We start from the raw sequence: 14,552 nt of genomic DNA on the forward strand, positions 1-14,552 counted from the left end.
GTTATTTCAACTGAATGTTATGTAATTCGCCATCAAAGTTTTGCAAAATATCTTTCACAATCGGTTCTTGATGCAATAAATTTTCAGCCCGTTGATAAGCGCGTTGTTTGCGCTGTTGCTGCAAAATGTACGGTGTCGTGTCATCCACATTTTCATATTGCACTTTAAACAGAGTTTTACTCCACTGTTCTTTTAAAGCACTTTCTAAAGCATGTTGCAGTTGAGTCAATAACTGCTGATATTGCTCAGGAATATGAAAAACCGATTCAGCATTAATCTGCCCCGTCATTACGCCATGCTGCGCCAATTCTTGCACGGCAGGTGACAACTCGCTGTGTCTAAACCAATATTCCCACTTGTCTAAAGTCCACTCACCTTCTAAAACTTGCGGCTGTAAACGCAGAATATCCTGCGGCATTAATTGATCATCGGCATTAGATGCTATGGTTTGCTGCGGTTGTGCTGTCGCACTGGCAACATTCGGTTCGACTTCAGTCGCTGCTAAATCAAATAAAGCGGTTTCTGCATTACTTACATTTTGTGTAATTGACGGTGAAGCATTATTCGATTGTAGTGTAGATGAAACTAGCGATGTTTCGGCTGATGCAGCAAGATCACCTAACGGTGCAACGGCATCAAAACTTTCCAGTAAAAAATCATCATGACTTTGCACATCAGATGTAGTGCTTACCGATGAGGCATCTTCATCTAAACCAAACAATTGTGCATCTGCATTTGGATCAAACACGATAGATTCAGATTGCTTATCCTCAGCCTGTATTGCAGTTTCTTCATTCACTGCAGGTTCTGACATAGATTCTGGTGAAATCGCAGCTGTTGAGTGTAGCGCTTGCGGAGTCGGTTGTTGCGCTTGAATCGACTGTTGATCTTGATGTGTTAAAGCTTCAGGCTCATCCTCATCTAAAAAATCATCTGAAGAAGGTTCTGCAACACTGGTTTGTGTCGTGGTGTGTTCTGAATAATCGTCATCCTCATAGTCAAATCCATCAAGATCAGGTGTTGCAACCGCATCTAATTGAGTTACATGCTGTTCCGCTTGTGCTGTATTTTGAGTTGCCACAGCTTGTGGAGTTTGCTCCATTTGAGCAACTGGCTGGGAAGCCGCTGTTTGTGCAGTATTTTGTGGCGCAGCAACCAACACTTCATTGGCTTGCAAAGGTCGAAATGCCAGTAAACGCAGTACACACATTTCAAAGCCTTGTTCTTGGGTTACGGCAATTTGTAAATCGGCGCGTCCTTTACAAGCAATTTGATAATACAACTGTAAATCTTGTGCAGAGATCAGTCCTGCAAGCTGTTGTATTTTTTGATTGATCTCAGCACTGTATTTCAGGTTCAAATCTGGCAGATATTGCATGATTGCCAGTTCGTGCAGTGTCGAAATCAATTGATCCAGCACCAAAGACACATCTAAAGCTTGCTGTCTGAATTGCAATAACAACTGACTCACACGCTGCTGCTGGTTTTGATGAATCGCTAAAATCAAATCATAAATAATGGTACGGTCAATCAGCCCCAACATGTCTTTAACATCTTGATGATGAATTTCACCCTGACCATAAGCAATGGCTTGGTCTGTCAAAGACATCGCATCACGCAAAGAACCTTGCGCAGATTCAGCAATCTGCCAAATTGCATCTTGCTCTGCAACAATCTGTTCTTTGGCTAAAATATCCGTTAAATGACTGGTAATTTCATCGACCTGCAATGGACGCAAAGTAAATTGCAAACAGCGCGAAATCACAGTAATAGGGAGTTTTTGTGGGTCTGTGGTCGCAAACAGAAACTTCACATGCTCAGGCGGTTCTTCCAAAGTTTTTAGCAAAGCATTGAACGAATGCGTAGACAGCATATGCACTTCGTCAATCAGGTAAACTTTGAAACGACCTTGCGTCGGGGCATACGGTACGTTATCTAATAACTCACGTGTATCTTCAACTTTGGTGCGAGATGCCGCATCAATTTCGATCAAGTCAATGAAACGACCTTCGTTGACTGCTGTACAGGTTGGACACACTTCACATGGGGTTGATGTCACGCCTGTTTCACAGTTCAGGCATTTGGCCAAAATACGCGCAATGGTAGTTTTACCTACACCACGTGTTCCCGTAAAAAGATAAGCATGGTGCAAACGCCCACGTTCCAAAGCACTGGTCAATGCCCGTGATACATGGTTTTGTCCCACCAATTCATTAAAATTACGAGGACGATATTTACGCGCAAGTACCTGATACATGAATGCTCCTTTTTACAGGTCTAAGCATACTGTTTTTTTGCACAAGAGTGAACGTACAATCACGCCTAAAACCAGCCTTTACGCCCTTGCAATTGCCGATCTGCACAGCGAATGGCTTCCTGACTCAGTCCCCAAAGTCGATAATCACCAATTAAAGAACCTGCAGCAAAATTATGGGTATAGGCAAAACTGAGTTGACGGTCAGGATCACACCACGCGCCTGAACCATTAAAACCCATGTGTCCAAAACCGTGAGAGCGCTTACCCAAACTTAATACACGGTGATAGCCTAATCGCCAATGCATCGGGATAGGCATAACCCGATCACGCTGCACATATTGCACTTGGCTTAATTGCTGAAAAACTTCAGGCTGAACCAATTGCTGACCCTGCCATGATCCACCCTGCGCCAACATGGCATAAATACGTGCCAAACTTTGGGCAGTAAATACACCATTGGCAGCAGGAATCACAGCTTGCAAACCAGTATCACTAAAAAAACTAAAATTTTTCATGCCTTTGGGAATCATGCCATCCTGAAAGTCTTGCGGATTTTGCCCACTCCATGCAATGACTTTATCGAATATTGATACAGGACGTTTGCTCGATTTAGCTTGGTTTTGAACTTTAGCTGTCTGTTTAGTTGTGGGTGATGAATCTGTTTGCACTGATGTCACAGCAGTTTTAAATGGTCGTGCGACACGGGAAAGCTCAGACGCAGGCACACCAAAATACGCCCCATCCAAAGCCAAAGATTCAACCAAGTATTGCTGCATCAATTCAGCCAATGTTTGACCTGTAGCTTTTTCTAAAATCCCACCGACCAGCCAGCCAAAAGTTAAAGGTTGATACGCTGCCTCACTTGCTACATCAAAACGTGGCTTGGCTTGAGCCAACACATCCAGCATGTGCGACCAATCTGCCATTTCAGTCGCATCGGCAATGATATTACGGATGTCATATAAACCACTTTGATGACTCAGCACATGCCTTAAGGTCATCAATGCTTTGCCATTTTGGGCGAATTCAGGCCAGTATATATAAATGGGAGTATCGTAATCGACCAGTCCGTGACTGACTAAAATATGTGCCAGTGTCGCTAGTACGCCTTTGCCTGTGGAATAACATACCGATAAGGTATCGGCTTGCCAGTCTTCATCTGGCGACTTTTTGCCTGTGTAAATATCGACGACTTTCTGACCTTGAAAGTACACCGCTAAAGCAGCCCCGCCCTGTTGGCTACGTGCATTTTGCAAACGGCTAAATTGCATCGCTAAATCATGAAATTCAGGCGCAACCCATCCACGATAATTTTCAGTTTCAGCAAAAATATAATCCTTTAAATGTTGCATCGTCCTGTTTATCTCGTTTTTCTTGTTAATAAAAGTTTAGCGCAAATAAAAAGCCCAAATTTAAATAATCTGGGCTTTCGATCATTGAATTAAAGCGCGGTGACAACACCTGTCACATGCGGTTTTTGGTTTTTACTGTTACGAATTAAAAAATCTGTATTTTTAGCGTCCATTGCAGTTAAAAACTCAACTTTAGATGGCAAATACATAGGTAACTTAAACCACACATCGACTTCATAAGCATCTGGCAAAGTTAAACTCGATAAGGCTTTGGCTTTGCTCCACATGCCGTGCGCAATCGCTTGTTTAAAGCCAAATGCTTTTGCAGTAATCGCGTGGATATGAATTAAGTTAAAATCGCCAGACGTTAAAGCATAACGGCGACCTGTATTTTCAGAAATATCCCATTCAGCTTGAACGGCATAGTTTGGCGCTTTGCTTTCTGCAGGCTTTGCAGCAGCTTTAGTGGTGGTTTTTTGACGTGCTAAATACGTGGTTAAACCTTCCACCACCACCTCATTGCCTACTTTAACAGTGGTAATAAAATCAAACTGTACGCCTTTATCATGTGGTTGCAATTCACCAAATTTACACGACAAAGTCAGTTGTTCATTCAACCCAACTTTGCGGCTTTGTTTGACTTGGTTACGAATATGCACCAAGCCCAAAATTGCAAATGGAAATGCTTCTTGGGTCATCATGTGCATTTGCAGACTTTGTGACAATACAGCCAAATAAATTGCAGGAATATAGCCGTTATTTTTAAAACCTGTCACTGCATTATAGGCTTTTAAGTGCTTTTGATCGACCTTGAATGAATCCACCACATATTCAACTTGCGGCAGAACTTTTTCACCTTTTGGCTTTTTAAAAATTAAGCCCTGAATCACTTTTGGATAGGCTAAATAGGGTTTTGGAAGTTGACTAAAATGGCGAGTATTCATACTGAACCTTTGAGAAGTTTTTCTAATTTATTTAATGGAGTTCTTTCTCCCGCTGGGAGAAAGCTAGAGAGAAGGGTTAATAATCTATCCCCTTATCTCCCTCTCCTAAATCCTCTCCCTAAGGGAGAGGACTTTAATGGGTTAAGCCCCTAACAAGCTTTGACCACAAACACGTACCACGTTACCATTAATACCTGTCGATGCCGATGAAGCAAAGTAAGCAATGGTTTCTGCAACGTCTACAGGTAAACCACCCTGACTCATAGAGTTCATACGACGACCTGCTTCACGAATGGCAAAAGGAATTGCAGCAGTCATTTGCGTTTCAATAAAGCCCGGTGCAACCGCATTAATGGTGATACCGTTGTTTAAAACAGGTGCGGTAAATTTCACGACACCAATCACGCCAGCTTTAGATGCTGCATAGTTGGTTTGACCCAAGTTGCCTGCAATACCTGAAATTGAAGATACGCAAACGATACGACCATTGGCATTTAAACCATCATTTGCCAATAAGTAATCGTTCACACGCTCAATTGCAGACAAGTTGATGTTAATGACTAAATCCCAAAGCTCTGGTTTCATATTTGCCAAAGTTTTGTCACGGGTAATCCCCGCATTATGCACAATAATATCCAAACCACCTTGCGCAGCGGCAGCTGTTTTAATTTGCTCGCCTGCATCTGCAGCAGTAATGTCAATTGCTAGCGTTGAACCACCAATTTCAGCAGCAACACGGTCTAAATCTGCTTGTTGTTGTGGAACGTCTAGGCAAATAACGTGTGCACCATCACGTGCCAACACATGCGCAATCGCTTCACCAATACCACGGCTTGCACCTGTCACTACAGCAGTTTTACCTGCCAATGGTTTTGCCCAATCTACCTCTACAGTTGCAGCATTCGAGACACGGATCACCTGACCTGACACATAAGCTGAACGTGGAGAAATAGCAAAACGTAAAGTTGATTCTAGGTTTTCACCTGCGCCTTGATCGACATAAATTAAGTTAGCCGCAATGCCTTTTTTAAATTCTTTGCCTACCGATTTTACAAAACCTTCCAAAGCGCGTTGTGCAATGGCTTTTTTTACACTGCCTGCAGTTTCTGGTGTAGTACCAATCACCACCACGCGACCAGAAGCCTGAATTTGACGTGCGATTGGGTTAAAGAAATCATAAAGCGCTTTTAATTGTTCTGAGTTTTCAATACCTGAAGCATCAAACACCACCACTTTAAATTTAGATTCTTTATCGCCCGAATTGAACGCACCTAAATTTAAACCTACTTTTGCCGCAGCTTGTTGCAATTCTGCATTGTTGCCTGCATAACTATTGGCATGTACATTGGCTAAAACCTGTGCAATTTCAGCAGATAAATCACTTGCAGGGGCTGCACCTAAAAGTACTGCACCTTTTACCACTGGTGTTGCAGACTCGAAACGATCTAAAAAAGTTGGGGATGGTAAACCCAAATTTTTAATGACAAATTTACCAATAGGAGATTTTGCAAATGTTTGGTATTGATCAGTCATGATTATTATCTCTCATAAATTCATTTTTTGATGGATTACACGATATCTTTTAACATCAATATGATGCCAAATGCCCACATTTCAATAGCGTTACCCGTTTGTGCTAAATCATACTTGAGTTAATTATCAGATGTCTTGACCTGAATGCATTCTGCAATGTCATTGTAGTCAATTCAGCTGTCATACTATTGTGCTAATGTACGCATCAAGTAGACCCTTAACATGCTTGGAAAAGCCTTATGAGCAAAACAACTCAAGAAAATCCAGCAGTGGAAAATTCTGCAACGGATTCTGTGTCAAATACATCAACTGCTAAACGTACAAGCAAAAGTAGCAACACTGCAACCCGTTCCAACACGAGTACGACAAAAACTACACGTACCCGCACGACTAGCCGTGCTAAAACAACTGCTTCAACGCAAACAAAAGCACCATCTAATACCAATACCTCTGTTCAACAGGATAAAATTATGAGCCAAAACACTGTTCGCCGCGTTGCTATTATCGGTGGTAACCGTATTCCATTCGCACGTTCTAATGGCGCTTACTTTACTGCATCTAATACAGATATGTTTACAGCAGCATTAAATGGCTTGGTTGAACGCTTCAATTTACAAGGTCAGCGTTTAGGTGAAGTGGTTGCTGGCGCAGTACTCAAACACAGCCGTGACTTCAATATGACCCGTGAGTGCGTACTGAATACTGCCCTTGCACCTGAAACACCTGCTTACGATTTACAACAGGCGTGCGGTACTGGTTTGCAAGCTGCATTTTTAGTCGCCAATAAAATTGCTTTGGGTCAAATTGATGTAGGTATCGCAGGTGGTGTAGATACTACTTCTGACGCACCAATTGCCTTTGGTGATGGTTTACGTAAAGCTTTGCTTGAACTCAACATTGCAAAAACAGGTAAAGACCGCTTAAAAGCATTAACCAAAATCAACATTAAAGATTTAATGGATGCGCCACGTAACGGTGAACCACGCACAGGTTTATCAATGGGCGACCACCAAGCCATTACTACGTTGGAATGGGGCATCTCTCGTGAAGCGCAGGATGAGTTAGCAGCTTCATCTCACCAAAAAATGGCAGCTGCCTATGACGAAGGTTTCTTTGATGATCTCATCACGCCATTCTTAGGTTTAGAACGTGACAATAACTTACGTGCAGATTCTACTGTAGAAAAACTAGCGAAGTTAAAACCTGCTTTTGGTAAAGGCGACGCGCGCACTATGACGGCGGGTAACTCGACTCCACTAACCGATGGTGCATCTTGCGTATTACTTGCCTCTGAAGAATGGGCAAAAGCCAATGGTCACGAAGTCTTGGCATATTTGACTTTCCAAGAAACTGCAGCAGTTGATTTTGTAGGCAAAAAAGAAGGTTTGTTGATGGCACCTGCGTACGCTGTTCCACGTATGCTTGAACGTGCTGGTTTAACATTACAAGACTTCGATTATTACGAAATTCACGAAGCGTTTGCATCTCAAGTCTTGTCGACCTTAAAAGCATGGGAAGATCCGAACTTCTGTAAAGAGCGTTTAGGTTTAGATGCACCTTTAGGATCAATTGATCGTAGCAAGCTGAACGTCAAAGGTTCATCTTTGGCAGCAGGTCACCCATTTGCAGCAACAGGCGGACGTATTCTTGCCACTGCGGCGAAACTTCTGAATCAAAAAGGTTCAGGTCGCGTATTGGTGTCAATCTGTGCAGCAGGCGGTCAAGGTGTAACAGCCATTATTGAAAAATAATTCTGCCTAGTTCCAATTTAGATAGCAATAAAAGCCACTTGATTCGCTCAGGTGGCTTTTTTATAGCGCTTAATTTATAGCAGCTCACTTTTAATTAGCCACTAGCGTTTTATCTGACTGAATGTTGCGGAGCATAACCCAATTTCGCTTCGATATGGTCATAACAATATTGAAAAATAAAGGTATAGAGCAAAATACTGAGCGTCATCAGCAAATCAATCAAAATTGCCTGCATTATTGATTTTTCTAAGGCATATGCCACCATTGGAATAGTAGCGAGCATTAAGCCACCTTCAAAACCAATTGCATGTAAAATACGTATTTTAAAAGTTCTGTGTAATTGGTGCTTTGCTTCAAACTTTTCAAAATAATGATTAAACAACATATTCCACAGCACCGATGTCACCGCCATCGCAATGCCTAGACCACCTGTCACTTGCATTGGCATTTCAAACACATAACTTAATGCCAAAGCAATGATGACCAATAAAATCACTTCATAACTCAGGGCATGTACCCATCTTCTTTTGGAAATCAACATCTGCTTACTCAAATACTTATCCTTCCCCGCTTATTTTATTTTCATTTAATTGACCAATCGAGTTAGAATCCATCAATAATATTGAAAAGTAAAACGAATGCTCAGCCATGAATATCAATCAAGATCAGCTGATTATTTTTATCACCGTCATGGAAACGGGTTCTTTTTCTGCAGCTGCACGCCAATTGGGCAAGGTGCCTTCGGCAATTAGTATGTCCATTGCTAATTTAGAAATTGATTTAGACCTAAAACTGTTTGAACGGATTGGGCGTGAACCTTTGCCTACCCCACAAGCGCAGAGTCTTTACGAAAAAAGCAAACAACTGCTCATAGAAATGAAGCAATGGAAACAACATGCTTTTGCGCTCAGTTCTGGGCTGGAAGCACACTTAAATATTGTGGTGGTGTCTGAATTACTACACACTCGCTGGACAGATTATATTGTGTTACTAGAACAGCAATTTCCTGAATTGCAGATCAATATTTTCTCTGCGCCACAAGAAGATGCACTGCATTTACTCATGACTCAAGCAGCGGACTTGGCCTTTATGTTTGAACGCGAACAATTACAAAGCAGTGAACAATTTGTGGAATTAAAACGTGAAATTTTAGTGCCTGTCGCTGCCCGACATTCACCGCTGGCTGAATCTGATCAAGTCAGTTTTGAACAGATTTTACAAAATCGGCAAATTGTAGTGGCGAGCCGTGATCGGCAGATTAAACCCGAGTTGTTATTTTCTAAGCACTATTGGCGTACCGATAATCATCATTCTGCCTGCAGTATGATTAAGCAGGGTTTAGGCTGGGGTGTCTTGCCCTTGGAAATGCTGAATGAACATCCTGAACTACAACACGAATTAAAAATTTTACAGCTGCTAGATTTCACCCCAAAATTTGAATATTTTGTCGATTTGGTCTGGAGCCGAGAACATCAATTGGGCGCTGCTGCTCATTTTTTGATTAATCACGTCCGAAATCTGAGAAAAACTGGTAAATAATCCACAAACCCTCTTACTTGGTACTTGGGTTAAAAGCTGTTTGTGATATAACTGAATGTATAAGCAATAACCTAAGAACTAGATCTCGAATGACACAGACAGCCTTAAATCAACTAAAAAACTTAACCACCATTGTTGCAGATAGTAGTGACTTGGCTGCGATTGAAAAGTTTCGTCCTTTGGATGCGACCACCAACCCATCACTCATTACGGCGGCTGCAAATCAACCTGAAAATAAAGCGTTGATTGAAGCTGCATTTGAGCAAGCCAAAGCTGAAGGTTATACAAATGATCTATTGGTTGAGCGCAGCATTGATATTTTAACGGTCAAATTTGGTGTAGAAATTTTAAAGCTGATTGAAGGTCGTGTTTCGACTGAGGTGGATGCCTCTTTGTCTTATGACACTGATGCGACCATTGCCAAAGCCAAAGAACTTTTAGCGCTGTACCAAGCTTATGGTGTTCATTCAGACCGCATTTTGATTAAGATTGCATCGACATGGGAAGGCATTCAAGCGGCGAAAGTGTTGGAAGCTGAAGGCATTCACACCAATTTAACCTTGTTGTTTGGTTTACATCAGGCACATGCTTGTGCAGATGCCAAAGTGACGTTGATTTCACCATTTGTGGGTCGTATTTTAGATTGGTATAAAAAAGCTGAAAATGTCATGTACTACCCTATTGAAAAAGATCCGGGTGTACTTTCGGTGAAGAAAATTTATCAATTCTATAAACAGCATCAAGTACAAACTGAAATTATGGGCGCGAGTTTCCGTAGTATTGATCAGGTTTTGGCTTTAGCTGGTTGTGATTTATTGACCGTTGCACCAAATTTATTGGCAGAACTTGAAGCTGATGAACGAGAAGTCGCTGCAGCGTTATCGACCAATGGCATTCAAGTTCAAGCTGAACCACTGGCAGCAATTGAAAAGGAACAATTCAAAGCGCAACTTGAGGCAGATTTGATGGCGTTCCAATTGTTACAAGGCGGCATTGATGGCTTTATTAAAGCGCGTGAGCAACTTGCCACCCTATTACGCCAGTCTTTCGGCTTAGATGCAGAGATTAAAGCTTAAGCTTTAACCTATCCCAGTAAAATTCCAAAATTTTTACTAAGCCACAAAACCGATGTTGTTATACTGCAACATCGGTTTTTATTTAGGTGAGTTTGCGTGTTTGGTATTAGTGACCTCAGCACTTTTATAATTGGCACAACCTTAATTGTGCTCTTGCCTGGCCCAAACTCACTCTATGTCATGTCAGTGGCTTCACGCTTTGGGATACGCACAGGCTATGCAGCTGCTTTCGGTGTATTTACGGGTGATCTGATTTTAATTGTGTGCACCATTTTAGGGGCAGCCTCATTATTGCATGCTTTTCCATGGCTATTCACCTTATTAAAAGTGGTTGGTACGCTCTACTTAGGCTATTTAGGTATTAAACTACTGATTGCAGCCTATAAAACATGGTTTCCACAAACCAGAACTTCGCACGCCAATCTTTCTACAACAGCAACGAGCAATACAACTGAACGGGTTCATCCCTACCGAACTGCTTTAATGATTAGCGTTATTAACCCAAAAGCAATTTTGTTTTATTTGTCTTTTTTTGTGCAATTCGTCAATCCTGATTACACCTACCCGATGCTGAGCTTTGCTGTTTTAGCCATCGTCCTACAAATCATTAGCATGGGTTATTTATCTATCTTGATTTTTTCAGGAGTCAAATTAGCCAGTTATTTCAATCAACGCTATAAAATTGCAGCCATTTGCGTTGCAAGCATTGGTATTTTGTTCTGCGGTTTTGGCTTTAGACTGGCAAGCTCAACGCTATAAAAAAAGTATAAAAAACACTTTTGACTATTTGTTCAAATGTGTATGATCTGTTCATAAATTATAGAAAATATGTCTAAGAAAGCATGCAAAAACTTTTAAATGACTTCTCTGTGCCTGCAGTATTTGCAGGTTTTATTACCTTCTTGGTCGGTATTAGTGTTTCCGCGGTTTTAGTCATTCAGGCAGCACAAATTTTAGGCGCAAGTGCTGAGCAAATCAGCTCTTGGTTTTGCGCGTTGGGTTTAGGTATTGGTCTAAGCGGGCTGATTTTATCTTGGAAATTTAAATATCCTGTGGCGACCTCATGGTCTACCGCAGGCTTGGCACTGATTATCGCCACGGGCAGCGGTTATAGCTTACACGAAGCAATTGGCGCATTTTTATTTTGTGGCGTACTCACAGCAGTGCTTGGCTTTTTAGGTATTTTTGAAAAGGTACTGACTTATATTCCACAGAGTTTAACCAGCGCCATGTTGGCAGGTGTGCTGCTTAAATTTGGAATTGCCCTATTTACCAGTCTGCAAGAAGCATGGGCATTTATTTTGTCTTTATTGGCGGCTTATGTATTGGCAAAACGATTTAGCCCACGTTATAGCATTGTTTTAACTGTATTGATTGGTGTCGCGTTATGCCCAATCTTCTTACAATTTCAAATGCCGAGTGTGCAATGGAGTATTGCACAACCAGTTTGGATGCAACCTGAACTAAGTTGGTCTGCTATTTTAGGTTTAGCCCTGCCTTTGTTTGTCATTAATATGGCGTCGCAATATTTACCCGGTCTTGCCATGATCAAAAGCTATGGTTTTAACCCGAATGTACGTCACTTAATTGGTTGGACAGGCACAGCACAAGCTATTTTTGCACCATTTGGATGTTTTAGTGTCAATATCGCATCCATCAGTGCTGCGATTAGCTTAGATGATCAATCGCATCCCGATGCCAGTAAGCGCTATATTGCGGGAATTAGCTGCGGTTTGTTTTATATCTTGATGGGGATATTTGCGGCAACGCTTACCAGTTTGCTGATGGCATTCCCTGCTGTTTTTATTACAGCTTTGGCAGGAATTGCACTGCTTGGCACCATTGGACACAACATCGCCCTCGCTTTTCAGCAGGTTGCAGAACGTGAAGCTGCTTTATTGACCTTTTTATTTAGTGCTTCTGGGGTGCAGTTTTTTGGTATTGGTTCTGCATTTTGGGGACTGATTTTTGGTTGTGTGGTTTTGGCAGTTTTAAAGTTTAAACAGCAAAAGCTAAATAACTTAAGCAGTTAAAAAACACTTTTTCTGAAGCATCGTATTGATTTATTGTATGAGCGATACATTAGGGTCTGCTGTGCTTCGGATAAATTCTACTGTTTTAGCAAAAGTTTGCTGGCTTTCTTTTTGGTGCATAAAAAATTGATATTCGTGAATTAACCATGCTTTTGTATCTGGATAAAATGCTGTCGTCACAGGAATCTGCTGTTGCTGTAAAGCATGCAGCATCGGCATAGATTGAGTTTCTGTTAAAAAGTCTTTGTTACCACCACTGATAAATACCGCAGGATAGTTTGCCGTTAAATGTTGAATAGGCGAAATATTCTTCAGAAATTCACTGTCCTGTTTCCGATCTCCCGTGTAAGCCTGCACCAAATTATAAACACCCCACTCTACGATATTCATTTCATCTGGCGCAGTTTCAACAAACGCTTTTAGATCATAAATCCCGCAGTGCAAAATCAGCCCTTTAAGTTGTTTGTGCTGAATAGTCGGCTGTAAATTAGACTGCTGTGCAAATGCAGGATTACTCAATAATGCGGCATAATGGCTAGCTAAATTCGCCCCTGCAGAATCGCCTGCTAAATATAATTGTTGTGGATTAAGCTGATATTTTTCTGCATGTTGCGTGATGTAATTTAAAACCTGATCAATTTGTTGCAACTGAGTAGGATAAGTTGCATGCGGGGCAAATTGATATTGTACGGCAATTACATTAAAGCCCTGCGCGGCTAATAATTTAAAATAGCCACGTGCGTGGGCTTTTGAACCTGCAATCCAGCCACCACCATGAATCCAGACAATTGTCGGGCGTGCAGCTAAATCTTGCAATTGACTGTCTTGATACAAGTCAAAACTCAAATTGGGCTGCGTGGCATACACAATATCATGTTGCACTTGTATGTTTTTGGGTGCATAGCGATCCATGATTTTTTGCTGCAAGCCTGTGGTGAGATTAAATGCACCAGCAATGATTCGACTGTTCTGCTGCGTGGTTTGACAAGCACTTAACAATATAAAACACAGCAACATCCAAAATAATTTCAAACCACAATTCCCTCAAGATTCATAGGCACAATTCAAACCCAAGTTATTCAAAATATTAGGATCCAGGGTCTGTTGATACTTCGTCTATGTTTGCGACGATGCATATTTTTTAGCTGATATAAGGCATGAGGCAGGAAATTTAGTCATTCTAAATGACTGACTCATAACGCAATAGCAGCAAAAAATATGCTCGTCCTGAAAGGCTGTGGCTAAAACTTTCTCAGATTGCGTTATGAAACTTAGCAATAGTCTCGCTATTCCTTGCGTTTCATGCCTGATCTGCTCAGTTTTAGCCTACCGCACAAGCCATTTATGAAATATCAACAGACCCTATTTATTTTTGCAAATTTAGCAGCTTATTTTATCGTATAGCCTTGCCGTTGAGTTGAGCAATTTCATCATCTTCAGCTTATCTTTTATTTCAGCAAATTTGGCGGGTAATTAAATGAATTATCAATCTTTTTTCAGATTTTAAATTGAACCTGTATAGACTATATGCTATCAATAAAGTGTAAGGCACATAATCATAATTTCTGGAGTTACCCGCATGTCGTACCAAAATATTTTAGTCCCTGTAGATGGTTCACAAATTTCTTTTTCAGCGGTCAAACATGCAGCTGAAATTGCCAAAGTATTTAACAGCAAACTCACCTTAATTAGCCTTGTTGCGGAAGACCCATTTACCGATTCGGACTTTTACTATAACTATTCATCTGCCATTATGAAAGAATACTTTGTGCAAGCGACAGCCAATGCACAAAAAGCATTAAAAGAAGCAGATGAAATTGCGCAAGCGGTGGGTGTAAATGCAGAAACTCGTGTGGTTGAGGGTTTGGTATCTGCTGAAGGTGTAATTAAAACAGCGAAAGACTTAAATGCTGATGTGATTGTGATGGGTTCACATGGTCGTAAAGGTTTCCAAAAATTATTATTGGGTAGTTTTGCCACAGACGTATTACGCCATACAGAATTACCTGTACTTGTAGTGAAAGCTTAATCACAAATTTAAACCATATTTTCATCATAAATTTTAAA

Annotated in this window: 12 protein-coding genes; 6 read left to right on the forward strand and 6 right to left on the reverse strand. The window is 41.2% G+C overall.

The genetic code is table 11. The features are described 5' to 3' along the window. Position 1: 1 nt before the first annotated feature. The 4 genes from dnaX to HYG89_RS01335 all read right to left on the reverse strand — a co-directional run bounded on the left by dnaX (position 2) and on the right by HYG89_RS01335 (position 6,086). Positions 2 to 2,257 (reverse strand): DNA polymerase III subunit gamma/tau, encoded by a 2,256-nt coding sequence (gene dnaX, locus HYG89_RS01320; protein WP_178865736.1) that lies wholly within the window; start codon positions 2,255 to 2,257, stop codon positions 2 to 4. A gap of 65 nt (positions 2,258 to 2,322) precedes the next feature. Then, on the reverse strand, positions 2,323 to 3,609 hold the full coding sequence (locus HYG89_RS01325; protein ID WP_178865738.1) for a serine hydrolase: 1,287 nt from the start codon (positions 3,607 to 3,609) through the stop codon (positions 2,323 to 2,325). Between the two features lie 89 nt (positions 3,610 to 3,698). Further along, positions 3,699 to 4,553, reverse strand: coding sequence for a MaoC/PaaZ C-terminal domain-containing protein (locus tag HYG89_RS01330; protein ID WP_178865740.1), 855 nt, complete (start codon positions 4,551 to 4,553; stop codon positions 3,699 to 3,701). Between the two features lie 141 nt (positions 4,554 to 4,694). Next, positions 4,695 to 6,086, reverse strand: coding sequence for a 3-oxoacyl-ACP reductase (locus HYG89_RS01335; protein ID WP_178865742.1), 1,392 nt, complete (start codon positions 6,084 to 6,086; stop codon positions 4,695 to 4,697). A 239-nt stretch (positions 6,087 to 6,325) separates the two neighbouring features. Between HYG89_RS01335 and HYG89_RS01340 the strand changes: the two genes are divergently transcribed. Then, the gene (locus HYG89_RS01340; protein ID WP_178865744.1) at positions 6,326 to 7,837 is read left to right on the forward strand and encodes an acetyl-CoA C-acetyltransferase; all 1,512 of its coding nucleotides are present in this window, start codon (positions 6,326 to 6,328) and stop codon (positions 7,835 to 7,837) included. A gap of 109 nt (positions 7,838 to 7,946) precedes the next feature. Here the strand turns inward: HYG89_RS01340 and aceI are convergent, their stop codons facing one another. Further along, positions 7,947 to 8,378: a chlorhexidine efflux PACE transporter AceI gene (gene aceI, locus HYG89_RS01345; RefSeq protein WP_178865746.1), complete on the reverse strand. Its 432-nt coding sequence runs from the start codon at positions 8,376 to 8,378 to the stop codon at positions 7,947 to 7,949. A 107-nt stretch (positions 8,379 to 8,485) separates the two neighbouring features. On the opposite strand from aceI, the gene HYG89_RS01350 reads away from it, so the two are divergent. The 4 genes from HYG89_RS01350 (at position 8,486) to HYG89_RS01365 (ending at position 12,485) form a co-directional block, all read left to right on the forward strand. Beyond that, a complete protein-coding gene (locus HYG89_RS01350; RefSeq protein WP_004973259.1) occupies positions 8,486 to 9,376 on the forward strand; it encodes a LysR family transcriptional regulator in 891 nt (296 codons plus the stop codon). An 89-nt stretch (positions 9,377 to 9,465) separates the two neighbouring features. Then, entirely contained in the window at positions 9,466 to 10,452 is a 987-nt protein-coding gene (tal, locus tag HYG89_RS01355) for a transaldolase (RefSeq protein WP_136144603.1), read from the forward strand. Positions 10,453 to 10,548: 96 nt separating this feature from the next. After that, entirely contained in the window at positions 10,549 to 11,211 is a 663-nt protein-coding gene (gene leuE / locus HYG89_RS01360) for a leucine efflux protein LeuE (protein WP_178865748.1), read from the forward strand. 83 nt (positions 11,212 to 11,294) lie between these two features. Further along, positions 11,295 to 12,485: a benzoate/H(+) symporter BenE family transporter gene (locus HYG89_RS01365; protein ID WP_178865750.1), complete on the forward strand. Its 1,191-nt coding sequence runs from the start codon at positions 11,295 to 11,297 to the stop codon at positions 12,483 to 12,485. A gap of 30 nt (positions 12,486 to 12,515) precedes the next feature. Here the strand turns inward: HYG89_RS01365 and HYG89_RS01370 are convergent, their stop codons facing one another. Beyond that, a complete protein-coding gene (locus HYG89_RS01370) occupies positions 12,516 to 13,502 on the reverse strand; it encodes an alpha/beta hydrolase (protein ID WP_178865884.1) in 987 nt (328 codons plus the stop codon). A 562-nt stretch (positions 13,503 to 14,064) separates the two neighbouring features. On the opposite strand from HYG89_RS01370, the gene HYG89_RS01375 reads away from it, so the two are divergent. After that, positions 14,065 to 14,514 (forward strand): universal stress protein, encoded by a 450-nt coding sequence (locus HYG89_RS01375; RefSeq protein ID WP_178318668.1) that lies wholly within the window; start codon positions 14,065 to 14,067, stop codon positions 14,512 to 14,514. The last annotated feature ends 38 nt before the right edge of the window (positions 14,515 to 14,552 follow it).

The organism is Acinetobacter sp. SwsAc5 (assembly GCF_013391485.1).
In the GTDB taxonomy this organism is placed as follows: domain Bacteria; phylum Pseudomonadota; class Gammaproteobacteria; order Pseudomonadales; family Moraxellaceae; genus Acinetobacter; species Acinetobacter towneri.